Source organism: Brevibacillus sp. HB1.4B, from assembly GCF_013284285.1.
Lineage (GTDB): Bacteria > Bacillota > Bacilli > Brevibacillales > Brevibacillaceae > Brevibacillus > Brevibacillus porteri.
This window is the reverse complement of record NZ_JABSUT010000003.1, coordinates 307,095-330,678: the sequence shown is the minus strand read 5'-3', so window position 1 is coordinate 330,678 and position 23,584 is coordinate 307,095. Positions and strand designations below refer to the sequence as shown.

Sequence of the window (23,584 nt, the reverse complement as noted above, 5' to 3'; positions counted from 1 at the left end):
TTTATTTACCCCGTTTTAGTCGGGAAGAGGTGATGCCTTGCTTGGATTTGAACAGGTGAATGTTCTCCAATGCACGACCTGTTCCAATCGCTACGCAATCCAGTGCGTTTTCCGCAACATGCACGGGCATACCCGTTTCCTTACTTATCAGGCGATCCATGTTACGCAAGAGCGCACCGCCGCCTGTGAGTACAATTCCACGATCCATGATGTCCGCCGCGAGCTCAGGCGGGCTTTTTTCGAGTGTTACCTTCACCGCTTCCACAATAGCAGAAATGGTTTCCGCCAATGCTTCGGCAATCTCTGTGCTGCTTACCGAGAGTGTTTTTGGCAATCCGGTTACAAGGTCACGACCGCGAATGTCAACGTTTTCGACCTCATCAGGAGCAATCGCAGAGCCGATCTCCAGCTTCAGTGTTTCTGCTGTCCGTTCCCCGATCATCAAGTTGTAACGGCGCTTGATGTACTGAATAATCGCCTCGTCCATCTCATCTCCGGCCACACGAATGGAGCGGGATGTAACAATCCCCCCGAGAGAAATGATAGCGACTTCTGTCGTACCACCACCAATGTCTACGACCATACTTCCAGTCGGTTCCCACACTGGCAGGTCTGCACCGATCGCTGCCGCAAACGGCTCTTCAATCGTATGGGCTTCCTTCGCCCCAGCCTGCTTCGTAGCATCTTCGACTGCGCGCTTTTCCACCGCAGTAATTCCCGAAGGTACACAGACCATTACATTTGGACGACGGCTAAACAGCCCTTGATTTTTTTGTGCTTGATTAATGAAATAGCGCATCATTGTCGCAGTTGTATCAAAGTCAGCGATAACCCCATCTTTCATTGGACGAACCGCTACGATATTACCCGGCGTACGACCGATCATACTTTTCGCTGCATTCCCTACTGCTTCAATGGAATTGTTATTGGTACGAATCGCTACAACAGAAGGCTCACGCACCACAATTCCTTTCCCCTTCACAAAAACAAGTGTATTGGCAGTGCCGAGGTCAATCCCCAAGTCACGTGTAAATCCACCAAACATAAAAAAACTCCTTCCAAATATTAATCCAAATGACAAGCATAAGAGAACCTCTATCGAGGCCTCTAAAAGATAGAGCGACCGCGTTTTTGTGGAAGGTTTTTATGCGCTCAAGAATTCATAGACGTTTCGATGAAAAATCTTGTGCGTATAAACATGTTACAAGTACCCCTGCTCTTTGAGACTAATGTACTTGCCTTCCCCGATAATAACATGATCCAACAATGAAATCCCCACCAGTTCACCAGCGTCACGCAATGTATGCGTAATCGCGATGTCTTCCCTGCTAGGTGTCGGATCACCGCTCGGATGGTTATGTAGGCATATCACCGATGCGCTGCTACGACGGATCGCTTCTTTAAAGACTTCTCTCGGGTGTACGATGGAAGCGTCCAGACTGCCTACGAAAATCGTCTGCTTGCCAATCACGTGGTTCTTGGTATTCAGAAAGAGACAGACAAAATGTTCCTGTGTCAAATGAGCAAGCTCTGGCGACATCAAATCAGCTACGTCCCGTGGTAAACGGATAGAAGCCCTATACTCTCGAGGCACTCCCATCAATCTACGCCCAAGCTCAAACGCAGCATGCAATTCAATCGCTTTGACTGGACCAATTCCTTTTAGCTCTGTTAACTCAGCATGAGAGGCTTGGGCTAAACCACGCAGGTCTCCAAACCTGGCTAACAAGCGCTGAGCCAACTGATGGGCCGTCTCTTGTTCCCTGCCTGTCCGCAGTAAAATGGCAAGAAGTTCAGCATCAGACAGATGGACCGCTCCTTCGCGAAGCAGTCGTTCACGTGGACGGTCATAGTAAGGGACGTTTTTCAACAGCATTTTGTTACAGGTATTTGTTGCCATTTTATATCCGCCTCCAGCCATATTCACATTATCGAAAACGGCTGACATGGAGAGGTTCATGAGGCGTATGGCCGTCGTCGCTTGCTTCAAGCATGACAACTTTACAAAATCGGCATCCCAAAACGTGTCAAAAGAGTAGACGTCAGGCCTAACGGAAGACCAACAACTGTGAAGTAGTCTCCGGTTATTCCTTCCACGATCGTGGCTCCAATACCCTGAATGGCGTATGAGCCCGCTTTATCCATCGGCTCACCTGTCGCAATGTACGACTTGATTTCTTGCTCTGTTAAAGCTCGAATTCTTACGTGTGTTAGACTATGTGAGACTTCCGCACGGCCTGTCTCCACATCTATCAAGGCGACTCCACTATAAACGGTATGCTCTTGCCCCTGGAGCATGGACAACATACGATATGCGTCCATTTCATCAACAGGCTTGCCCAATATTTGGCCATCAAGAACGACTACCGTATCAGATCCTAAAACGACGCCTTCCGTCAAGCGAGAAGCCACTTCCTTGGCCTTGCGTAAAGACAATTCTTCTACTACTTCGCTCGCAGATAAATGCTCTGCTGTCGTCTCATCTACATCACTGGTGATAACGGTAAATGATAAACCTAAAGCTTGCAGAAGCTCCCTTCGACGCGGCGAAGATGAAGCCAGAATGAGAGGAACATTTTTTTTCGTCATTTTTCAACCTACTTTATCCGTCGATGTATCCAAAATGCGAGGGCTAAGCCTCCGATACTGGCTAGATTTAGTTTTACCTGAAAGTTCAGTTCGTACTTCAAAATTTCTAAATCTGCCGCAGGCGACCAAGTAATCACTTTGCTCTTGGTCAAAAAAGGTAGCCAGGGACTTAAAATCTCCCCGATAATACTGCCAAACAAAAGTCCACTCACCAACAGAAACACGAGAGTAAGCGTTTCTTTCCCCATTTTCCCAACTCCCTTTTTATAAGGGATTCTCTTTTTGCCAAACATAAGTTTAGCAAATGGGGAGAAGCGAAACAATCCCTGATTGCTCTTGGTAGTTACTGTATAGAAAGAAAAGGCCTCCTGCAAGAAAACCTTGCGGAAGACCATATAAACATGCATTTATGTGGATGAACGTGCATTTTGCATCCAACTTGCGTAGCTCTCGAAAAAGGCAAGAACACCCGCCTGTACTTGCCACGCATAGGATTCGGCGCTTTCCACCTTTTTGCCTGCGCTTGCTTCTGCCATTTTGTCCCTGGCTGCCAGCGCTTGATTCACCCCATTTACCATCCCATCTAGCAGTGGCTTCCAGGCTTCCTTGGCTTCCATTTTACGGCTTTCCTCCAGAAATTGGCGGTGAATTTCTTTTAATTCTGCCGTTTCTTTTGCCGTTGGCGATAGTTGACCCGTCGTAATAATCAGCCCTGATTGTGCCGAAAGTGTTTGGACGAGTTTGACTCCGTGGGTGAAAAAGGCCTTCACGTTAGGGTCACCAGATGCGTTAGCGGCTTTTCCGACAGGGACAGACCCTTCAAAAGCGGGAAAGGAAAATTCTTTGACGTATATATCCATACCTTTGTTTTTCAGGCTGGCGGCAAAGCCTAGCACAGCATCTCTTGTAGGAGCAGCGGCAGCGAACATGTACTGCTTGCTTGCGTCCTTATAAAGCAAATGAGGAATCCCCGCTTTCTCCAGTGGTTCTACAGCTGTTTGCGGCGACGCATCCGGCTGGAATACTCCTGCCTGTGCAACGTACATGTTTACGGCTGGCAGTTGTAAAGCTATCGCTTTTTGACCCACTGCATTGCCATTCGTCGGCGTCTCTTGTGTTGGCTGGCTTTCATTAGGCGAAGCCGGACCTGTCACGCCATTTTTCCCAGCCGTTTGTTCAGTGCCTGCACCTGGTGCGGTCAGTGTCTGAACCGTTTCACTCAGAACATTTCCGTATGACTCAGAAAACTCCTTTTGGGAAAAGACTGTCAAAACAAGAAATCCGAACAAGAGGCCAATTGCTACAGCCCCGCCTGTTGTTAAAGTCGTGCGCCAAAAGGGCCCCTTTGGCCATAACGTAGCAAGCCGACTCACCGGACTACTCCTGTATCCCTTCTCTTCGGTATCCTCGAAGGAATAATCGGATTCATAGGAGTCGTTTGTCGTCTGATCGAATTCAACATTCGGCTTCGTTTCTTTCGTGGCAGATCCACGTAGCTGCATCATCCGTTCCCATGCTTCGTTGCCCTTCTCCTTCAACGGGTCAGTAAACAGCAAGGGAGGTGCTTGGAAACGAACGCGTGGCGTATCATCCTTTGGAGTGCGCTTTCTACTTGCTTCCTTTGGGGTGTCGTCCCGCTTTTCATCCCAGAACCTTCCGTTCATTTTGACCGTCACACGATTTTTATTTTGTCCGCTCATACGCTTGCCCTCCTAGCCACAGGCTCTTTGTACTAGCATACGTTTTGCTCGGACGGGTTATGACTTCTATCTAGTGATTCTATTAAATTTGTTTCTACTACTATTCACCATGCTATTTCAAGAGGTTTTGCTCATATACAAAATCACAGCTAAGCCAATCGTCACAAAAGGAGCAAACGGCACTTCGCATTTGATACTTACTTTTCGTATCAGCAACAAAACGAGAGAGACGAGAAAAGCTGCCAAGCTCGCAATCGTAAGAACGAGAACAAAATCGCGGACCCCAAGTCCATAGCAGACTAGCGCGAACAGCTTCACATCCCCCATCCCAAGCGCAAGCGGCCTGTGCCAGCTGATCCATCCAAATACCAGTAAACTGAGAATCGCAAAGAGTCCAGCCATCAGCCATTCCCTAGGAGAAGAGAGAACATACTCCATAATAGAAATCAGTACAAACCCTGCACCTAATGCACGATTGGGTATTCGTTTATAACGAAAATCTATCCACGAGAGGTAAAGGCAGAGTCCGAATAATATCACAGCGTTGGCCATTTCTTCTTCCCCCAGTCGAAAACTGTCCTTAAGAATACCTTTCATTCCTGGGACAAAAAAACTGCCCAGAATGTTCTGGACAGTCTCTCGATTTATAAACATGTTTTACGGATTCCAAGTGAACAAAAGGCCAGCGTGGACGAGACCACCGCCAAACCCATACAACAGGATCGTATCCCCTGCCTTTACTTTGCCTTCCTTGATCCCCAAGGCGAGCGACAATGGAATGGTAGCCGCTGATGTGTTGCCGTAATGTGTCAGACTGTACAATGTCTTTTCGAGAGGGAACTGACTCTTCTCGCAAATGGATTCGATCATGCGCAAATTGGCACTGTGCGGGATGAACCAGTCGACATCTTCTAGCGTTTTCCCCGCCCGGCTCACTACCTCCTGCATCCCCTTTGGAACAGTTGTTACAGCCCACTTGTACACTTCTCTCCCGTTTTGAACCATGCATCCATTCCCGCTCAATTCTCGTCCGTCCATATGTGTTGACAAGCCCGATCGGTATACATGAATCCCACCATCCCCCTTTGAGCCTAAATAGGCGGACAAAAAACCGGGAGCTGTAGAGTCCTGCTCAAGCAGTACGGCACCTGCTCCGTCCCCAAACAGGATGCACGTCGTACGATCCGTATAATCCGTTACTTTTGTTAACGTTTCTGCACCTACTACCAACACTTTGCGATGCAAGCCCGAGCTGATAAGCGCATTTGCCATATGGAGCGCATACGTAAATCCTGCACAGGTAGCGGAGAGATCCATGGCTCCTGCCTGCTCGACTTGAAAATGCGCCTGGATTTGGCTTGCGACACTTGGAAATGGATAGTCTGGCGTACTGGTCGCCACCACAATCATATCGACATCACGGATATCCTTCTTATAGTTTTCGATCAAATCTTGGATAGCAGCGATGGCCAGATCACTGGTAAATTCATCTTCCCTTGCCATACGCCGCTCATGAATACCTGTTCGTTGTAAAATCCACTCATTCGATGTCTCCACTAGTTTTTCCATATCTGTATTGGTAAGAACGCGACTCGGCACATACGTACCGATAGCGGTAATTCGCGACTTGAAGGGGGTTGCCATTGTCATCATCGGATCATCACCTTCCGTTTTTATGATCTGATTATAACACTAGATATTAGTATCTGGTACTAATTTTTGATTAAAAAATCTATGAAGGATATTTTGGATTCAGTCAACATAGTGGAGGAGAAGAAAAAGCACAGTTCTCTTCGACTCTGACACGCCAACAGGGGGATTCACTGGCCGTCTCCACTACAAAACGGGGACCGTCGAGCCAAAGCCACCCTACGGGCGGAAGTTTCTCAAGGGAGAAGGGTTCGACAAGCGTGGTCCCCTTTTTGTAGTTCCGACTGGGTAGGCGTTGTCAAGGTCTACGAGCCCTGTGCTTTTTTTCTCACCAGCATTGTTCGTTTATCGATACCTCTTAAAACCTTTAGGTAGATCATTCTTAGCAGTATTATACCAAAGCTTTCCGATAGTAAATAAAAAGACTTGAAACCCGTAGGTTCCAAGTCTTCATATGCCTCTATCCGTTATTTTTCTAGCTTTTCAGCCAGCCAATAAGCAGATTTCCAGATATCTCCTGCACCCATAGTCAACACGAGATCGCCCTCTTGCAATCCTTTGAAGACATGCTCTTGCATTTGTTCCTTTGTCGGAATGTACTGCGCACGCGGGTGGCTGTTGGTGCGGATTTTTTGCACCAGAACCTCGGAGGTGACTCCTTCGATTTTTTCTTCTCCGGCTGGAGAGTAGATATCTGTGATAATCACTTCGTCTGCTTCTGCAAAGGCACGGCTGAATTCATCCATGAGGAAATACGTGCGTGTGTAGCGTTGTGGCTGAAAAACAGCGATTACACGTCTGCCCGATGCCCTTGCCCCGCTTAGTGTAGCGATAATTTCCGTCGGATGATGCGCGTAGTCGTCTACGACTAGGACGCCTCGTGCATCCCCGATAATTTGAAATCTGCGCTTGGCACCGCTAAAGGTAGACAGTGCCTTAGCAATTTTATCAAAAGAAAGGCCAGCATCCAGGCAAACAATGATCGCAGCCAGTGCATTCGCAATATTATGCTTGCCTGGAACCGAGAGGCATAATTCACCCAAGAGCTCATTTTGACGATAAATTTGGCACTTGCTGCAACGATCACCACATTCAATTGAAACGGCAGAAAACCCCGCTTGCGCTGTAAAATTCGGATCGACTGCATATGTCACGACCGTTTTTTCAACAGATGGCATGACTTCGCGCACGATTGGATCATCGATGCACAGGATTGCTTTTCCATCCGGTTTGAGATGGCTCAAGAACTGGACATACGCCTGTTTCAAATTGTTGAAGTCGCCATCGAAATGCTCCAGATGATCTGGTTCAATGCTCGTCACAATTTCATACATCGGTCTGTATTCCAAAAAGGAACCGTCGCTCTCGTCTGCCTCGGCAATCACATAGTCACTGGTACCTGCCTTTGCATTGGTACCAGCACTCATCAATTCACCGCCGATGATGAAAGTCGGGTCTACACCGCACTCTTCCAGCACGTGAGAGATCATTGATGTCGTAGTCGTCTTGCCGTGTGCTCCAGCTACAGCTACTCCTGTGCGTTCATTCAATATGCGAGCAAGCATTTGGGAACGGTGCATGACCGGAATCCCTAATGTTTGACCTGCGATCACCTCAGGATTGTCTTTGGAAATACTGGTGGAGTATACGATGCTGTCTGCTCCCTCCACGTGGGCAGCATTATGGCCAATATGAATGACCGCCCCTCTTGCTTCCAGCTTTTTCGCCAAATCATTCATGGCGACATCGGAGCCGGTTACCTTGTATCCAAGGTCGATCAAGACGCGGGCAATGGCACTCATGCCATAACCGCCGATGCCCACAAAGTGGACGTGTTGGGCCTGATCCACCCTATTCACCTGCCTCTTCTACTATAGTGGGAAAGAATGCGCGTACTTGGGCGATGAAGTAGAGCGAACCGCAGACGACCAACCAGTCATCCGCCTTCGCTAATTGCTTCTCCCGCATCCAAGAAAGGAGAAACGCCCGCCAGTCTGGGACTGCATCGAGAAACTCTTGCTCCCAGCCACCGGCTAAAAACGACTCTTGTAAGCTATTGGCTTCGGCTGCACGCGGGAAGTCAAAGGTCGTCACATGCAGCTTTTTGATTTTTGACTTTACTGGTGCGAGCGACTCTGCCATTTTGGCAAGCGGCTTATCTGCCAATCCAGAAAAGAGCAAATGCAACTGTACTCCGTCCGGCAACAACCGATCCAGACTGCTTACAAGCGCCTCCATTCCTTCCTGATTGTGTGCCCCATCCAAGATAACCATTGGTCTTGGAGAGATGACTTCTAGACGACCAGGCCAACGCGTTTGTTGCAAACCACGAGATATTTCTTCTTCCTCCAGCAAGAAAGAGAAGTAATTCCGCAGGATATCAATGGTCATCAAAGCAACGGCTGCATTGGTTGTTTGGTGAATACCATTCATGGTGAGACGGTAGGATGCTTCTGCACGACGGTGAATGCTTTTGTAACGAAACTGTTGGTCATTCAACTGCTCCTCTACCTGCTCTGCCTGGAAATGTTCACCTATATGGTATAGCGTACTCTTTGTTTGTCTCGCGCGCTCCTCAAAAACCTCGAGAAGTTCTGGCCTAACCTCACCTGTGACTACAGGAACACCCGGCTTGATAATCCCCGCTTTTTCCCGGGCAATATCTTCCAAGCTATCTCCCAACACTTGTGTATGGTCCATGCCGATATTCGTGATGACCGAAACGAGCGGAAGGACGACGTTCGTCGAATCCAATCGCCCGCCTAGTCCTGTTTCCCATACGACTACCGCTGGTCTCGCCACTCTTGAAAAATAAAGAATGGCGATCAGCGTAATCACTTCAAATTCGGTAGGGGAACCGAACTCTGTTTCTTGTTCGCATCGTTGCACCCATACCTTAACCTCATTTACCAGCTGCAATAGATCTTCTTCCGCGATCATGCTGCCGTTGAAACGGATGCGCTCACGGAAATCAACCAAATAAGGGGAGGTAAATGTACCTACACTATATCCCGCTTCCATCAGCATTTGCGTCAGGAATGCGCAGGTTGAACCTTTTCCATTGGTGCCAGCCACATGAATAAATGGGATTCTCCGCTCAGGATTTCCTACTTGCTCCAAAACCCACTGCATTCTCTCAAGCCCCGGCCGTTGACCGAACCTGAGCAGTCCATGCAGCCAGTCGAGCGCTTGCGTGTATTCTACAAACCCTTCTTCTGCTTGCATACCACAATGCTCCATTCTCAAAAATATGCGATGGTATGGCGGATCATTCGCCCTTCAATTCGGCAAGTCGTGTAATCACTTTATCCCGCTTATCCATGTAGTCTGCCATCTTCGCTTTTTCCTCTGCGACTACTTTTTCAGGTGCCTTGGCCATAAATCCAGCATTGTTGAGCTTTTTCTCAATGCGCTCCACTTCGTCGTTGAGTGTCGCCACTTCTTTTTCCAGGCGCTTCAGCTCTTGCTCGATATCGATCAAGCCTGCCAGTGGAAGGAACAATTCTGCTCCCGTGATCACAGCAGACATCGCTTTATCAGGCGTAGCCAGATTCAGGCTGATTTCCAGACGCTCAGGGTTGCAGAAACGGGCGAGGTAGTGTTCACCGCGTGTCAGGCGCTCAGCGGACAATGCATCGCTTGGCTTGATCAAGAGCTCAATTTTTTTGGACATCGGTACGTTTACTTCTGCACGGATGTTGCGTACGCTGCGGATGATATCCATCAATTGGTTCATTTCGCTTTCTGCTTCAGCAAAAATCCATTGCTCGTTAACAGTTGGCCAAGGTGCTACTGTGATGCTCTCGCCTTGGTGTGGCAATGCCTGCCAGATTTCCTCCGTGATGAACGGCATGAACGGATGCAACAGCTTGAGCGTTTGATCCAGAACCGTCACCAGAACGGATTGGGTTGTTTTCTTCGCCGCTTCATCTGTACCGTACAGCGGCAGCTTCGCCATCTCGATATACCAGTCACACAGGTCATCCCAAATGAAGTTGTAAAGCACACGACCTGCTTCACCGAATTCAAATGCGTCAGACAGACGGGTTACATCTGCGATTGTCGCTTGCAGGCGGGAGAGAATCCATTTGTCTGGTGTAGACAGCTCACCGCTCAAATCGATTTCCTCGTATTTGAAGTCAGCCAGGTTCATCAAGGCAAAACGAGACGCGTTCCAAATCTTGTTCGCGAAGTTGCGGTTTGCCTCCACCTTTTCCCAATAGAAGCGTTGGTCATTCCCTGGGGAATTCCCTGTCGCCAGTGTGTATCGCAGTGCATCCGCTCCGTACTTCTCAATCACTTCCATCGGATCGACACCGTTACCAAGTGATTTGGACATTTTGCGGCCCTCAGAGTCACGAATAATGCCGTGAATCAAGACGGATTCAAACGGACTTTTCCCAGTAAATTCAAGACCTGAGAACATCATCCGAGCAACCCAGAAGAAGATGATATCGTAGCCTGTTACCAGGACATTCGTTGGATAGAAGTACTTCATGTCCTCGGATTCTTCCGGCCAGCCCAGAGTCGAGAACGGCCATAGACCAGCGGAGAACCATGTATCGAGAACGTCGTTGTCCTGCTCCAGCTTGTGGCTGTGGCAGCTTGGGCACTCAGTCACATCCGCGCGAGATACAATCGTTTCGTTACAATCTCCGCAATACCATGCAGGAATTCGGTGGCCCCACCAAAGCTGACGGGAGATGCACCAGTCGCGGATGTTTTCAATCCAACGCAGGTAGTTCGTCTTGAAGCGGTCTGGGACGAATTTCACACTTTCAGGGCTATTTGCATTCGCCAGTGCTTCGTCAGCCAAAGGCTGCATTTTTATGAACCATTGGGTAGAAAGGTATGGTTCTACGACTGCATCGCTTCGCTCACTATGTCCAACCTGATGGATATGCTCCTCAACCTTGAACATAACACCTTGCTCAGTCAAATCTTTGATGATTTGCTTCCGGCATACAAAGCGATCCAAGCCATTGTAGATACCAGCCAGTTCGTTCATCGTGCCTGTCTCATCCATGACAACGATTTGTGGCAACTGATGACGAAGACCCAATTCAAAGTCATTCGGATCGTGTGCTGGCGTAATTTTTACAGCGCCAGAACCAAACTCAGGATCAACGTAGTCATCAGCGACGATTGGAATTTCGCGTCCTACGATTGGCAAAATCACGGTTTTCCCGATCATGTCTTTGTAACGCTCATCTTCCGGATGTACTGCTACAGCCGTATCACCGAGCATCGTTTCCGGACGGGTTGTAGCTACTTCGATATAACCGGTGCCATCTGCCAATGGGTAACGCATGTGATGCAGCGCACCTTTTACTTCCTTGTAGATTACTTCAATATCGGATAGAGCCGTGCGGGCTGCAGGGTCCCAGTTAATGATACGGTTACCGCGATAGATCAAGCCTTTTTCGTAGAGGCGAACAAATACTTCGCGTACAGCTTGGGACAAGCCTTCATCCATCGTAAAACGCTCGCGGGAGTAATCTAGGGCAAGACCGAGCGTTTCCCACTGCTCACGAATATGTGAAGCGTAAATGTGCTTCCACTCCCATACTTTTTCCACGAATTTTTCGCGGCCCAGATCATGACGAGAGATGCCTTCTTCTCGCAAGGTAGCCTCTACCCGCGCTTGGGTTGCGATACCGGCGTGGTCCATACCTGGCAAGAACAAGGCGCTGTAGCCTTGCATACGCTTGGTACGCGTAATGATATCTTGCAAAGTCGTATCCAGCGCGTGGCCCAAGTGCAATTTACCAGTTACGTTCGGCGGTGGAATGACAATCGTAAACGGACGTTTATTCGGGTCACGTTCTGCCTTGAAAAATTGTTTTTCGATCCAATACGGATACCATTTGTTCTCTGCTGCCTTTGGATCATAGTTTTTCGGCAGCAATTGGTCGATGTCGGTTGTTGGCTGTGTAGACATGTACGACTCCTCCTATTAGCATAACTTTCTTTGCAAAAAATAAAAAAACCCTTCATCGCAAAGGACGAAAGGATTATTTTCGCGGTACCACCTTTGTTAACACACGATAAACGTCATGCTTATGGCGTGTTCACTCTGACAAGATAACGGTTGCGAACCGGTCTCGGCTAGGCACATGCTTTCACCGAAAAAACTCCTGGGCGACCTTCAGCCATTCATAACCTTAGAGAATCTCGCAGCAACTGATTCTCCTCTCTGCTAAGGCGTCCTGACTTACTCTTCCCACTCATCGTTCATATCGTATGTAGTTGTCGTATGATTAGCTTTTCACTATTATATACAATCACGCTGTTTGGCGTCAAACCCGGGTTTCGCCCACTTTTCCAACTGCAATGCCCAGTGCTTCGGTAAAACCGAGCACGCCCAAAATATCGAGAATTTCTTCTCGGACATTGACGATTTCTACCTGTTTGCCCATGGCCAACAGTTCTTTCGTGGTAAAAAACAGGCTTCCAATACCGGAAGAATCTACAAAGGAGACACCTTGAAAATCGACGGTAACGGATTGATTTCGCCCTCCATACTGTTGGAGCAATTCACCTACTCGATCTCCTACAGCCATGTCCAACTCTCCGACGAAAAACAATGTAGCCTGTCCGTTCGCCTCTGTTGCGCGGTAGTCCATGCTCAAACTCCTCTCAATAGGTATCGGTACACCCAATCTGCTCGTCCTTTTACTATATTACCCATTTTCATTCACTTGCAAACATTTGGCTTTTGGGAAATCGTAGCTTAACGCGAAAGGATACATTCTAAAATCAGCTTTGTACCTGCCAGGGAGCTACTTAAATAAACACGATCACAGTATTGCAGGATCACGTGAAAACCGGCCCCAAGCGAGTGGCGCGTAGAAAATCCTTGCTGTAGGGTAGCTCGCGGGATATCCTCGAGCAAAATTCCTTGTCCTTCATCATGGATCACAGCCCGACACATCTGCCTGTCATTCGATAGGTATAGCGTGACCACACCGCCATTTCCGTGCTTCAACGTATTGGAAGCAGCTTCGTTGACCGCAACGAGAAACTGTAGCAAGCGCTTATCAGAAATGCCTTGTGGTTCCAAAGCTTGCTTGAACAATTTACGCAGTTCTGCCAGCTGCTCCGGTAAGCGGATGTCGATTGCCAAGAGCTTATGCCCTTCCCGAAGCAAGAAAAATAATTCTTCATCACTTAGCAACAATAGCTTACCTTCTGTGACCACACCCAGAATATCTCTGTAGATCTCCCATTCCCGTCTTTTGCGTTTTCTTTCTTCTGCAATAACGGCAGTGACATCGATCAAAGCCATTCCACAGGTCCGATCTGGCAATACAGATGTGTATAATTCAAAGACCTTTGTGCCATCAGAGGTGACAATTTGCTCCCTTACAGGACCACCCGATCCAGCCACATCTTCGACCAGTCGTTGCATTTCTCGCTCTACTTCCAAACTCGCACGAACGTCACCCAACGGACGCACTTTCCCTTCATCGTAAAGATAGAGGAAAACGGTCTCGATCTGACGCAGTATGGATAACTTCTGAATCTCTTGCTTTATTAATCGCCCCCGCTCGTCGTCTCGATCCTTCCAATGTAACAAGACGTCTGCCGGGTCCAATTCGCCACTCATGTGCCATGTATGAAATTCTTCCAGAAGCAATCGCTCCAGAACATCTTCCCGTCGCAAAACTTTTTCGATATCGATAATGTAGTACGGATCACCTGCTATACCGCGCAATCCGCTACCGATAATTCGGAAATCATAGGCGAGCTCTATTTCTATGCGTCCGTGCAAATCATGATCAGAACTGCTTAACCCAATGGTCGTCCGGCTCACTGCTACCAGCTTCGCCTGGAACGATTCCATCGTCGCTAGGTTCGTCACCTTTACAGTGCGGGGCGGAACTACTTTGTTCGCTGCACCGCCAGAACGTAGCGCGACAAGGCAATTATCACAAGTGGGATTGTCCGGACAACGCTCACACAAAATCACAGTTCATCCTCCTATTCACGCGCAACTACACGAGGGCTATACTCTCTTCAGGCTCAAATTGAAGAATCAACACAGAAATATCATCCGTTTGGTTTCGCTGCTGTGTTATCCCCATTAAGTAGGCCTCAACTCGATTCATCGATTCCTGCTTACTTTCACCAGACATATTTAATAAGGAGGATAGTTCTTCTAGCCAATGCCTGCTGCCTCGAGATACTTCTTTTCTCCCTGTATCCAGCAAACCATCTGTGTAGAGCAATAGCATGCCCTCTTCTTCTAAGGGTACCTCCTCCATTTGATACGTGCTATCGGGCAAAAGCCCTAGGCCGACCCCACCCTTGCTAGCTAAAATGGTTTGATTCGACTTGGACAAATAAAAAGGCTGTGGATGTCCTGCCCTGCCAAATCGAATTTTGTGTTCCATCTCATCATAGACAGCAACCAGCATCGTAATGTAAGAACGAGTTTTTACTAAATCAGCATAAAGCAACTGATTGAGTCTTTCCAAAATCTCATCCGGCGAATAGCTGGACTGCAAAACCTGCCGTACAGCAATCCTAATCCCCGTTGCCCAAATACTAGCCAAAAAACCGTGCCCAGACACATCCGCAATAATAAAACAGGTGTAGCGATCATTGATTTGTCTATAATCGATGTAATCTCCGCCTACATAATCGACGGGTACGTAAACCGTTCTTGTTCGCAAACTGGTTAACTGCAACTCTTCTGTGGGAATGAGCATCGACTGCATACGTCTAGCCAGCTTCATCTCCATCTCGATTTCTCGCTGCCCTGATGACTGGTCCTGTTGACATCTGAGGATCAACGCCCGAATGTTCACGAGGAGCAGCCCATAAAAAGATTTCTCCAGTTCCTTTAGCTCACGGTCATTGACGTTACTCTGGGCGAACAAGCGGACATAGCGCGGTGTTTGAGCGGTGTCACACTGTTCCGAGACAACAATGCGCTCCTCTACTTCGCGCTGCACTTTTGCGCTCTCTTTGTTGCCACGCTCGATCCGAAAATAGACAGCACCTAGAGCCGATTCAAACGTGATCGACAAGAAGCAAGGCTTGTCCATCTTCACGAACCACGTATCAACCAACTCTTCTATAAATGGCATGAGGCTCTCGTAATTGACTTGGCGCTTGCTTTGCTCATTGCTGGTCATCACCAGATACTCGTAATTCTGTTTTAATTCCATTAGTTTGACCAATTGATGATTCATCCCCGAGCCACTCCCATACACACTTTAGCATAATTCTTTCTTTCGGGAATTGCGAAAAGGGTTATGGCAATTTTCAAAAACATTGTGATCACCTTTATTCGTTTCGTCCTAGCCTTCCTGCCCTACACCTTCCCTTTTCAGACACCATTCAAACCACTATCTACTTTCAATGAAAATGTTTTAGGCATTTGCTCAAGGTTGTAGACACTGTCCAAAGTAGCCGCGCATATGCTGGAATGAGGTGATTGTGATGAATTTCCGTTGGAAGTATAACCCCACGTATTTACGGATCAAATACGGATGCAAACAGGTGCTCTTTCCGCTGTTGGTTTTTCAGTTTATCCGAACCGTTGTATTTCCTACCTCTTTTGATGTCGTCCTTCTCGGTTTGCTAGCCATGCTCTATGTTGCCATCTCTCTTGAATGGTTATAAAAAAAGAAAAACAACGCCCCACGCGGTGAGACGTTGCTCATTAAAAGGCTTGCTGGACCCAACGATGCAGGCGCATCAGGCGGTCCATATCTTTTTCAAAACGTTGGACAGCGTAAAACTCGCTCCACTCGCGGGGATGATGATAATAAATATCCAAGTCCCTCATGATCCTCTCCGGGTAGGACAGAAACGAAGCCATCAGTTCAATTTCTTCCGGTCGCAGCGGAAAAATCTCGGCGTAGCGATGGAATAATTGAGAAGCCCCAACCTCATCCCCCGCCATTTGAAAATAAGTACGATAAAATAGTGTCAAATCGCGCACTGGTGTATCAAAGCTGGCACGATCAAAATTAAGCAGCCGTCCTTTTCCCGATCGATCTGGCACAACATGCTCAGGATTTGGGTTACCATGGATCAACGATAGGCGAAAATGCGCGTGCGTCTCATGCCGCTCTCGCCAATCGGTCAATAAGTCTGTCGCTGTTTGAGCCATTTCCTCAAGAAACTCCTTGTTTGCCAAAAACACCAGGTCAAAAGGGGAAGGATATTTGCGCTCCTGCGCAAGGGTTGCCGCCTTATTCATTTGGTCTTGCCAATATTGCCAACGGTTAAGCAAAGAGTCGACAAGTGGCTCTACCTGTCTCGGATCATCGTAGCGATAATTTTGTGTCAAATGATGAAGCTCCGCCATACGCTCCAAAGCAGGAGTCGCCCAAGCCAAAGGCTGCTCGGCCCATTCCTCACTTCCTGGCTGCCAAGGGGTTACGTAAAAGGCGGCGCTTCCCTGTTGGACAAATGGATCATCGTATTTCGTGTACGTAAAAGGAACGGCCCCATCCCATCCGCGGTGCTGCAATTGACGCAGCATATCGCTGACGAAAACAAGACGTTGAGCAGGTATTTGCGCTCGTTTGCATACGAAGGAGCCGTAGGGAGTCGTCGCCTTAAATACATTTGGCTCCTTTAAAACGTCAATGCTCTGGGCATACATGTCATACTCTTTGAACAAAGGAGCAATGTCATCATACCGACTCATAGACTCCCTCCCTCCTCGAACGCTCGGCCCGCTCTGCAATATGCCGAAGCAGTAAGTCAACAGATTGTTGGCTCTGCAAAGCGTGCTCAATACCAGCGATCGACGCTTCTTGATCCAGCGATACGCGCTTCACATACGATTCGATACTTCTGTACACTTCACGAGGACGAGCCATAAAGGCGAGTATCAACGAATAGTTTCCATAGGTGAGTGGCTTGATTTCTTCATAGCCGTCAAAAAAAGCGTCAATCTGCTTCAGATCCTTATGGGTTAAAAAATGATCGCGCAAAAAGGTGGCAACATCGCGTTGCTGGACTGAAATTATCGGCCGGAAAAAGCCTCTCAAGTACAGCTTCCCGTTTACCATTCCCCAGTTGTCACGCAAAAGGTCCCGATGGGATACAGCAACCGCCTCCGGAGTAATTCGCTCATGGGCAAGCATCGCAGCGGAACGGTCCATTCGTTGCAGCATAGGGGTCATGAGTTCCGATACCCAACGATTTTCTTTAGAATCCCTTCCAGATTTGGCTCGAAATGATTCGACCAGCTCTTTGGCACGTCTTCCTTTTTCTTCTACTTGCTGTTTTTCCTGCTTGAGTAAATCACTTCCGGACAGTAAAGGACTTTCCTGCTGAGACTGATGCATCATCGCGATCACGCGTCCGCATTGCCTCGCAATGTCCTGGCCGGGCTGATAGTCTTCGAATTGTCGGTGATGGTCGGTCATGGTAACGCCGCGTTTACCCAAAATCAAAAATGGCTTGGTGTCTCTCGTCCGAATAAACCGCTCCACTTCTCGAAACCCCTGACGAGCCAGTCGTTCGCGCCAGGCAAACGACCAGCGCATCACATCTACACGCGGCCAAACGTGGAGTTCTTTGGGGCCCCGGTTTGTCTCCAGTAAATAGCAATCCTCTAGGGGCGTAATTCGGATTACGCGCGCCCGATATTGCTGGCAAACCTCGGAGAGATCAATTTTATCCACGGTCCCCCACTCCTCTATTGTGGGATGTACAGAATCTGCCCTGCTACTAGCTGCTCGGAAGCTAATCGGTTTACTTCCACGATTTTGGAAACAGGCAAGGAGTATCGCTGTGAAATATGCTCTAACGTCTCATCTCGCTGAATAATGCACATTTTCAGCTGACTCGATCGCTCTTCTTTTCTGCGGACAAACGACGTGAGATTTTGCATGGCCTCCATCGTAGAAGCGTTGACATTTCCCGAAGATCCATGTCTCGAAGAGCTAGATGAAGATTCCGCCTCCAACGCCATCGCTTCCTGTTTGGCACGATTCGCTTGTGAGAAGATGGAGGTAATGTTCACTCGACTTCTTTCTTCATAGGAGGGTTTCCCTGAAATCGCCACTCGCACTTCTACATCTTCCGCAGCAGCCTCTGGTTGTGCAACGACTGGTTCTGCTTCTTGCTCAGGTTCTTGCTCGGAAACAACAGTGGCTTCCACCGCTTCTTGCACTGCTTCCTGCGACTCTGCTTCGACTGACGCCCCAGTAGATTCATTGGAAACTTGCTGGTATGCGATTGCCTGCTGATCGTGTATAGCCAGTACAGGCTCCTCATGTTCTTGTTCTTTTTCGGCTATTTCTCTCATCTGCTCTTGCTCATCAGCCAATACTGACTGCTCGGAATAGGCGACAGAAGAATCGTACGAAGCAGATTGTTGGGAATCTAAGTCATACGAAATAGAAGCAGTCTCCCAGGACTCTGGAGGATTGGACTGTGCCACTTCCAGCACATCACCGTATTGCTCGTAGTATTCATCCTCATTGGATTGAGCAATAGCCGGAGTGTCGAACATGGAAGGAGATTCGGTTGATTCATAGGATGCTGGCAATGCCTGACGCTCCAATTCCTCCTCCAGCGCACTCAGCTTTTGATCAATGTCATCGAGGGACGTCTGCTCCGTATATTCTTGCCCATCATCACCAGCAGCGAAGGTGTATTCCCATGCTCCTTCGCCTGGTCCGGCAGCTTGCGTTTCGATCTGCTCTGCTTGTTCAGCTCTATCCCCCAGGACTATCCCCAAAATCTTCAGATCGGCATCGATTAGCATTTGATGTGGTGATTCTAGCTTATAGTCAAAGCTGTCCACAATTGCGTAGATGTCTCCGATCTCGGTAATCCGATCCAATGGAATGGTGATGTTCAACGGAATGCGATGACCAATCTGTTCCTCCCAGCCATAAAAGGCTTGATCCGATGCTTCCTGGCGAAAGGGAGTAAAAGTCATGGCCTCAACCAGCGATTCTCTTTCACCGCCTGTCGCTTCTGCGGCTTCCCTGATTGGCTCGTACTTCCCTACTAACTGCAAGCAACCCGTGATCGAGATGTAGGAATCGTTTTCCAACACTTCCACATCTGGAACCAATTCCAGCTCTTGCAATTCACCTATTCCAGCTCTATCGGATGAGAGGAAAATGGTCTCCTTGATGGCAAAAGAGAGTTGCCCATCCTGTAATGCCATTCGTGCTCCTCCTTTCAAGTGCAGGACATTTCCCTATACTATATGGACAGGACGAGCCGTTTAGCACCGAAAAAAAAGGAAAAACCGGGGTTATCTATCTCCCCGGTTTTACAGACGCGATCCATTCTGCTATTGCTTTTTTCCCCTGATCAATACAATCTGGTACACCTACGCCACTGTATGACGCACCTGCCAGGATAACACCAGGGAGTTTTTCTTTTAATTGATTGTTCATATCCTGCACCCAAGCCTGATGCCCGACCACATATGGTATGGCATTTTGCAAGCGTGATACGTTATAAAAATCCGGCTCTGCTCGAATCGTCATGATCTTGCGCAGATCACGGAGGACAACCTCCAAAATTTCCTCGTCTGTCTGCTCCATGAAGGATTGCTCTCCTGCTCTTCCTATGAAGCTACGCAGCAAGGCTTTGTTTTTCGGCGTCGTATGCGGCCATTTGCGATGCGCCCACGTACACGCGGTAATTTTTGCTCCAGAATGCCGCGGTACAATAAATCCTGTCCCTTCCATTCCTAAATCAATCGCTGACTCTGGAAACGCCATAGCGATGGTTGCGACCATATGCGGCTTCGCTTGTGGCAAGGTAGGAACTTGTACATAAGGACGGAACAACGGCTCTGCGACAGCATGTGGTACGGTAAACAGCACCGTATCTGTCTCGATCGTTTCCCCATTTTTCATTACCAAGGTGTACTTCCCGTCTGGCCGTTTCACCAGTTCTTTGACACCGGTATTCTTCGAGATAACTTCTTCTGGCAGGCTCTTTTCGATTGCCTCTACTAAGGACTGCAAGCCGTTCTTCAACGTCAGGAAGATGCCTTTTGGCTTTTCTTGCGTTTTTACTTGCGGGCGAGAATGCTTCATCGCTACGATCAAGCTGCGATGCTGCTCCTCCATTTTCGCGAATTGAGGAAAACTCGCAAGCAAGCTGAGTTTGTCGAGATCCCCGGAGTAGACACCAGACAATAAGGGCGCTATAAGATTATCAATAACTTCATTACCTAGCCTACGCCGAAAAAAGTCCCCCACGGAGATATCGCCGTCTCCTTTTGATGCAGGAAGAACGAGATCCAAAGCTGCCCGAAGCTTGCCCGGCCAAGAAATGAGATCGGTCGTGACAAAAGGCATGAGCTTCGTCGGTACACCCATGACCGCTCCTTCTGGTATAGCCTTCAGGCGATCCTGATGCCAAATATACGCTTGGCCTGTACTGTTGCGAACGAGATCATCCGCAAGCCCCAAGTCCACTGCCAGCTCAGCCGCACTCGTTTTCCGCTCGAGAAACGAATCGGGACCTTGCTCAATAACAAACCCTTCGTGACGCCATGTCTTGATTTTCCCACCAAGTCGCCCTTGCTCTTCAATCAGTTGAAAACGGATGGGCAAGCCTTTTGCTTCGATTTCCTTTTGTAAGTAAAAAGCAGCGGTCAACCCTGTGATGCCGCCGCCTATAATTGTAATATGATAGGTATTATCGCTCATATGATCGATCCCCTAATTCGCCAGCTTCTTTCCGACTGCATCAGCCAGACAGGAAATGAACGCAGGTCTGGCGTTAGGCATCGCTGGACGATAGTAATGTACCCCTAGCTCATCTGTAACCGTTTTGCATTCCACATCATTATCAAACAGAACTTCTAAATGCTCTGCGATAAATCCGACTGGACAGTAAACAAATGCTTGGTAGCCTTTTGCTTCGTACAGCTCTCTAGTCAAATCCTGTACATCTGGTCCCAGCCACGGATCAGGTGTATTTCCGGCGCTTTGCCATCCGATTGCATAGGAAGTGATCCCTGCTTGCTCGGCAATGAGCTTTGCTGTCTCTTCCAGTTGCATTGGGTACGGATCACCTGACTTCAGGATTTTTTCCGGCAGGCTGTGAGCGGAGAAGATCACGACTGCTTGTCCACGCTCTTCATCCGTCATCGTAGCAAACGTCGCTTGAATAGCATCAGCCCAATATCCGATGAAGCCTGGTTCCAGATACCAGCTCTCAATGCTGTGGATGACAGGTCCGCCAATTGCTGTGGAATGCTCCTGTGCTCGTCCATTGTATTCTTTGACGCTATAGCTGGAATAATGAGGCGCCAGAACTAGACTGATCGCTTCTGTAATCCCATCACGCTTCATTTGCTCTACTGCGTCTTCGACAAACGGAGCGATATGCTTCAAACCAAGGTACCCTACAAATTCACGGTCTGAGTAGCGGTTGTTCATTTCCTGCTCGAGAGCGCGCACCTGCTCATCCGTAATGTCTGCAAATCGATTCAATCCATCTACAGCCTCGTAACGCGCCATCAAATCATCGAGCAGTTCTTGTGGTGGCTTACGACCACGACGAATGTGCGTATAGTATGGTTCAATCTGTTCAGGACTGCGTGGCGTTCCATACGCCATTAACAAGAGTCCGATCTTCTGCTTTGACATGATAGCGCCCCTCCTGATTAGACGTCCCTTTTGTAACTATGGATGAACTTCGTCAGTTGTTGCAGCGTTTCTACTTTGGCGTCAGGGAATACGCCGTGTCCCAGGTTAAAAATGAAGCCTGGTTGTTTTGTGCCTTCATCCAAAATTTCCTTCGCCTTCGCTTCAAGCTTCTCCCAAGGAGCCAATAGCAGCGTTGGGTCCAAATTGCCTTGCAGCGTCTTCGTCACACCCATCTCACGAGCAGTCGTAATCGAAGTACGCCAGTCCAGACCAACCACATCAACAGGCAAGCGGTTCCAATCCATCAAAAGATGACCAGCGCCGATACCAAAATAGATCGTTGGCACGCCAGTATCTTTTAGTGCGTTGAAGATACGCGTCATAACTGGTGTAATGTACTCGCGGTAATCTTCGTCATTCAATGCACCGACCCACGAATCAAATACTTGCACAGCTTGCGCGCCTGCTTTAATTTGCGCTTTGAGGTAGGTGATCGTCATATCGCCCAGTTTTTCCATCAGCGCCTGCCAAGCAACTGGCTCGGTATACATGAATGCTTTTGTCTTATGATAGTGCTTGGAAGGGCCACCTTCGATCAAATAGCTAGCCAGTGTAAACGGTGCACCCGCGAAACCGATTAATGGAACAGATAATTGCTGACGCAAAATCTTAATGGACTCAAGAATGTACGGCACATGTGTTTCCGGATCGAGCTCAAGCAGACGCTCAACATCCTTCAAGGATTCGATTGGGTTTGCGATTACAGGACCAATGCCAGATTCGATATTCACATCCACGCCAATCGGTTTTAGTGGCGTCATGATGTCTGCAAACAAGATTGCAGCGTCAACGCCCAATTGCTCAACGGGCAGACGTGTCACTTCCGCGCAAACTTCCGGTATGTAGTTCATTTCAAAAAAGCTATGCTTCGCGCGGATGGCGCGGTATTCTGGCTGATAACGCCCTGCCTGACGCATGTACCAGACTGGAACACGCTCTGTCGCTTCACCGCGACATGCTTTCAAAAACGTATCGTTAAAAGTTTTTGCGGTCATGAATAAACCTCGCTTTGCACAATTATGTTTCCTTCAATATGATACCATTCGTCATTCGACAAGTAATGTCTCTTTTGTGTCAAAATCTTTTCGTTTCTTCCGTTTCCAATCCTATCCATCAGTGTTTCCAAACTTCTCCTATTGAATGCGAACGTCTCCGGTAGAACTTCGCACCGTCATTTTGGGTCCACCTGATCCAATCGATGCCTTCACTTTGTATTCCTCATTCTTTTCATAAGTAAGGTTAGACCAGGTGGTTTCGATGCCTCCTGTATCTGTCGTTACTTCGAGCTGTGCTGAAGCAGGCTCCTTGGCTACTGTCACTCGAATATCCCCCGTATCCGTTCGAATAGAAACGTCATGGGTTAACTCTGGCATTGTCAATTTATCAATCTCGCCTGTAGAACTTTCAATGGTAACGGCCGAGCGAACATTTGTCAGATTGATATCTCCTGTAGCTGTCTGGACGTTAAGCGCTTCTCCTTCATAGCCCAACACGTCCACATCTCCATTGCTGCTGGATATTTTCGTGTTCTTTGCATGCAGCATTCCGCTCTTGATATCCCCTGTCATCGTTTCAAGCTGGACGCGCTCATACACTTTTTCGGGTAGGAAGAGCTCCAGCTTTACCTTCCCGTTGCGAGGATAAAACATATTGACGTGAGGACGTTCACGCAGTTCTACGAGCAGCGTACCATCTTGTGAGACTACACTCCGAAACTCCAGTCGCTCCTGCTGTTGTTCGGATACTTCCCCGACCATCCGTACACTCGCTTTTGGTTGCTTGCTTGCCATGATTTCCACATCAGCCGTTTCCGTCAGCAACTCAATCGCTTTTACCTCTTGTTCGATCATGTGCTCTTCATTGACTTGTTTTAACGAAAATGAGAAATTTTCTTGCTTCGTAAAGAGCCAGATGATTCCACATACACCGATGATGAACAAAAGAAGACTGATTCCAAAGAGTCTTTTCCCCAAATTTCTCATC

Annotated in this window: 21 protein-coding genes and 1 other annotated feature; of the genes, 1 reads left to right on the top strand and 20 read right to left on the bottom strand. The window is 48.2% G+C overall.

Annotated elements, in window-relative coordinates; translation table 11 throughout:
- Position 1 precedes the first annotated feature (1 nt).
- The 13 genes from HP398_RS09440 to HP398_RS09380 all read right to left on the bottom strand — a co-directional run bounded on the left by HP398_RS09440 (position 2) and on the right by HP398_RS09380 (position 15,139).
- Positions 2 to 1,045, bottom strand: a complete 1,044-nt coding sequence (locus HP398_RS09440) for a rod shape-determining protein (RefSeq protein ID WP_017247535.1) — start codon at positions 1,043 to 1,045, stop codon at positions 2 to 4.
- A 156-nt stretch (positions 1,046 to 1,201) separates the two neighbouring features.
- The gene (radC, locus tag HP398_RS09435) at positions 1,202 to 1,900 is read right to left on the bottom strand and encodes a RadC family protein (protein ID WP_017247534.1); all 699 of its coding nucleotides are present in this window, start codon (positions 1,898 to 1,900) and stop codon (positions 1,202 to 1,204) included.
- A 101-nt stretch (positions 1,901 to 2,001) separates the two neighbouring features.
- Positions 2,002 to 2,589, bottom strand: a complete 588-nt coding sequence (locus tag HP398_RS09430) for a Maf family protein (RefSeq protein WP_017247533.1) — start codon at positions 2,587 to 2,589, stop codon at positions 2,002 to 2,004.
- Between the two features lie 8 nt (positions 2,590 to 2,597).
- Positions 2,598 to 2,837: a DUF4321 domain-containing protein gene (locus tag HP398_RS09425; RefSeq protein WP_069850743.1), complete on the bottom strand. Its 240-nt coding sequence runs from the start codon at positions 2,835 to 2,837 to the stop codon at positions 2,598 to 2,600.
- Positions 2,838 to 2,996: 159 nt separating this feature from the next.
- The gene (locus HP398_RS09420) at positions 2,997 to 4,289 is read right to left on the bottom strand and encodes a hypothetical protein (protein ID WP_017247531.1); all 1,293 of its coding nucleotides are present in this window, start codon (positions 4,287 to 4,289) and stop codon (positions 2,997 to 2,999) included.
- A 117-nt stretch (positions 4,290 to 4,406) separates the two neighbouring features.
- Complete coding sequence (locus HP398_RS09415) at positions 4,407 to 4,841, bottom strand: prepilin peptidase (protein ID WP_069850552.1); 435 nt, start codon at positions 4,839 to 4,841, stop codon at positions 4,407 to 4,409.
- 105 nt (positions 4,842 to 4,946) lie between these two features.
- Complete coding sequence (locus HP398_RS09410; protein ID WP_173622451.1) at positions 4,947 to 5,942, bottom strand: ketoacyl-ACP synthase III; 996 nt, start codon at positions 5,940 to 5,942, stop codon at positions 4,947 to 4,949.
- 464 nt (positions 5,943 to 6,406) lie between these two features.
- On the bottom strand, positions 6,407 to 7,789 hold the full coding sequence (gene murC / locus HP398_RS09405) for a UDP-N-acetylmuramate--L-alanine ligase (protein ID WP_017247528.1): 1,383 nt from the start codon (positions 7,787 to 7,789) through the stop codon (positions 6,407 to 6,409).
- Position 7,790: 1 nt separating this feature from the next.
- Positions 7,791 to 9,164 carry a bifunctional folylpolyglutamate synthase/dihydrofolate synthase gene (locus HP398_RS09400; protein WP_173622450.1) on the bottom strand — a complete coding sequence of 458 codons (1,374 nt, stop codon included), beginning with the start codon at positions 9,162 to 9,164 and terminating at the stop codon, positions 7,791 to 7,793.
- A 43-nt stretch (positions 9,165 to 9,207) separates the two neighbouring features.
- Entirely contained in the window at positions 9,208 to 11,880 is a 2,673-nt protein-coding gene (locus HP398_RS09395; protein ID WP_017247526.1) for a valine--tRNA ligase, read from the bottom strand.
- A gap of 57 nt (positions 11,881 to 11,937) precedes the next feature.
- Positions 11,938 to 12,179, bottom strand: a binding site (T-box leader).
- Positions 12,180 to 12,238: 59 nt separating this feature from the next.
- Positions 12,239 to 12,565: an STAS domain-containing protein gene (locus HP398_RS09390; protein WP_007726674.1), complete on the bottom strand. Its 327-nt coding sequence runs from the start codon at positions 12,563 to 12,565 to the stop codon at positions 12,239 to 12,241.
- A 107-nt stretch (positions 12,566 to 12,672) separates the two neighbouring features.
- On the bottom strand, positions 12,673 to 13,911 hold the full coding sequence (locus HP398_RS09385; RefSeq protein ID WP_017247524.1) for an ATP-binding protein: 1,239 nt from the start codon (positions 13,909 to 13,911) through the stop codon (positions 12,673 to 12,675).
- A gap of 25 nt (positions 13,912 to 13,936) precedes the next feature.
- Positions 13,937 to 15,139 carry a PP2C family protein-serine/threonine phosphatase gene (locus HP398_RS09380; protein WP_173622449.1) on the bottom strand — a complete coding sequence of 401 codons (1,203 nt, stop codon included), beginning with the start codon at positions 15,137 to 15,139 and terminating at the stop codon, positions 13,937 to 13,939.
- A 250-nt stretch (positions 15,140 to 15,389) separates the two neighbouring features.
- Between HP398_RS09380 and HP398_RS09375 the strand changes: the two genes are divergently transcribed.
- Entirely contained in the window at positions 15,390 to 15,572 is a 183-nt protein-coding gene (locus HP398_RS09375; RefSeq protein ID WP_007726679.1) for a hypothetical protein, read from the top strand.
- Between the two features lie 40 nt (positions 15,573 to 15,612).
- On the opposite strand, the gene HP398_RS09370 is transcribed toward HP398_RS09375, so the two are convergent.
- The 7 genes from HP398_RS09370 to HP398_RS09340 form a co-directional block, all read right to left on the bottom strand.
- Positions 15,613 to 16,608 (bottom strand): protein kinase family protein, encoded by a 996-nt coding sequence (locus tag HP398_RS09370; protein WP_017247522.1) that lies wholly within the window; start codon positions 16,606 to 16,608, stop codon positions 15,613 to 15,615.
- Positions 16,595 to 17,593, bottom strand: coding sequence for a phosphotransferase (locus HP398_RS09365; RefSeq protein ID WP_173622448.1), 999 nt, complete (start codon positions 17,591 to 17,593; stop codon positions 16,595 to 16,597). Before HP398_RS09365 ends, HP398_RS09370 begins: the two co-directional genes overlap by 14 nt.
- 14 nt (positions 17,594 to 17,607) lie before the next feature.
- Entirely contained in the window at positions 17,608 to 19,092 is a 1,485-nt protein-coding gene (locus tag HP398_RS09360) for a LysM peptidoglycan-binding domain-containing protein (protein WP_017247520.1), read from the bottom strand.
- Positions 19,093 to 19,186: 94 nt separating this feature from the next.
- Positions 19,187 to 20,596 (bottom strand): protoporphyrinogen oxidase, encoded by a 1,410-nt coding sequence (gene hemY, locus HP398_RS09355; protein ID WP_173622447.1) that lies wholly within the window; start codon positions 20,594 to 20,596, stop codon positions 19,187 to 19,189.
- Positions 20,597 to 20,608: 12 nt separating this feature from the next.
- Positions 20,609 to 21,541, bottom strand: a complete 933-nt coding sequence (hemH, locus tag HP398_RS09350) for a ferrochelatase (RefSeq protein WP_173622446.1) — start codon at positions 21,539 to 21,541, stop codon at positions 20,609 to 20,611.
- 17 nt (positions 21,542 to 21,558) lie between these two features.
- Positions 21,559 to 22,596 (bottom strand): uroporphyrinogen decarboxylase, encoded by a 1,038-nt coding sequence (gene hemE / locus HP398_RS09345; protein WP_017247517.1) that lies wholly within the window; start codon positions 22,594 to 22,596, stop codon positions 21,559 to 21,561.
- Positions 22,597 to 22,734: 138 nt separating this feature from the next.
- Entirely contained in the window at positions 22,735 to 23,583 is an 849-nt protein-coding gene (locus HP398_RS09340; RefSeq protein WP_173622445.1) for a DUF4097 family beta strand repeat-containing protein, read from the bottom strand.
- Position 23,584 lies beyond the last annotated feature (1 nt).

What these genes read in the sequence shown, in the direction of transcription:
- HP398_RS09440 (WP_017247535.1), bottom strand. Translation starts at nt 1,045, where the DNA reads ATGTTTGGTGGATTTACACGTGACTTGGGGATTGACCTCGGCACTGCC.
- radC (WP_017247534.1), bottom strand. Translation starts at nt 1,900, where the DNA reads ATGGCAACAAATACCTGTAACAAAATGCTGTTGAAAAACGTCCCTTAC.
- HP398_RS09430 (WP_017247533.1), bottom strand. Translation starts at nt 2,589, where the DNA reads ATGACGAAAAAAAATGTTCCTCTCATTCTGGCTTCATCTTCGCCGCGT.
- HP398_RS09425 (WP_069850743.1), bottom strand. Translation starts at nt 2,837, where the DNA reads ATGGGGAAAGAAACGCTTACTCTCGTGTTTCTGTTGGTGAGTGGACTT.
- HP398_RS09420 (WP_017247531.1), bottom strand. Translation starts at nt 4,289, where the DNA reads ATGAGCGGACAAAATAAAAATCGTGTGACGGTCAAAATGAACGGAAGG.
- HP398_RS09415 (WP_069850552.1), bottom strand. Translation starts at nt 4,841, where the DNA reads ATGGCCAACGCTGTGATATTATTCGGACTCTGCCTTTACCTCTCGTGG.
- HP398_RS09410 (WP_173622451.1), bottom strand. Translation starts at nt 5,942, where the DNA reads ATGATGACAATGGCAACCCCCTTCAAGTCGCGAATTACCGCTATCGGT.
- HP398_RS09400 (WP_173622450.1), bottom strand. Translation starts at nt 9,164, where the DNA reads ATGCAAGCAGAAGAAGGGTTTGTAGAATACACGCAAGCGCTCGACTGG.
- HP398_RS09395 (WP_017247526.1), bottom strand. Translation starts at nt 11,880, where the DNA reads ATGTCTACACAGCCAACAACCGACATCGACCAATTGCTGCCGAAAAAC.
- HP398_RS09390 (WP_007726674.1), bottom strand. Translation starts at nt 12,565, where the DNA reads ATGGACTACCGCGCAACAGAGGCGAACGGACAGGCTACATTGTTTTTC.
- HP398_RS09380 (WP_173622449.1), bottom strand. Translation starts at nt 15,139, where the DNA reads ATGAATCATCAATTGGTCAAACTAATGGAATTAAAACAGAATTACGAG.
- HP398_RS09375 (WP_007726679.1), top strand. Translation starts at nt 15,390, where the DNA reads ATGAATTTCCGTTGGAAGTATAACCCCACGTATTTACGGATCAAATAC.
- HP398_RS09370 (WP_017247522.1), bottom strand. Translation starts at nt 16,608, where the DNA reads ATGAGTCGGTATGATGACATTGCTCCTTTGTTCAAAGAGTATGACATG.
- HP398_RS09360 (WP_017247520.1), bottom strand. Translation starts at nt 19,092, where the DNA reads ATGGCATTACAGGATGGGCAACTCTCTTTTGCCATCAAGGAGACCATT.
- hemY (WP_173622447.1), bottom strand. Translation starts at nt 20,596, where the DNA reads ATGAGCGATAATACCTATCATATTACAATTATAGGCGGCGGCATCACA.
- hemH (WP_173622446.1), bottom strand. Translation starts at nt 21,541, where the DNA reads ATGTCAAAGCAGAAGATCGGACTCTTGTTAATGGCGTATGGAACGCCA.
- hemE (WP_017247517.1), bottom strand. Translation starts at nt 22,596, where the DNA reads ATGACCGCAAAAACTTTTAACGATACGTTTTTGAAAGCATGTCGCGGT.
- HP398_RS09340 (WP_173622445.1), bottom strand. Translation starts at nt 23,583, where the DNA reads ATGAGAAATTTGGGGAAAAGACTCTTTGGAATCAGTCTTCTTTTGTTC.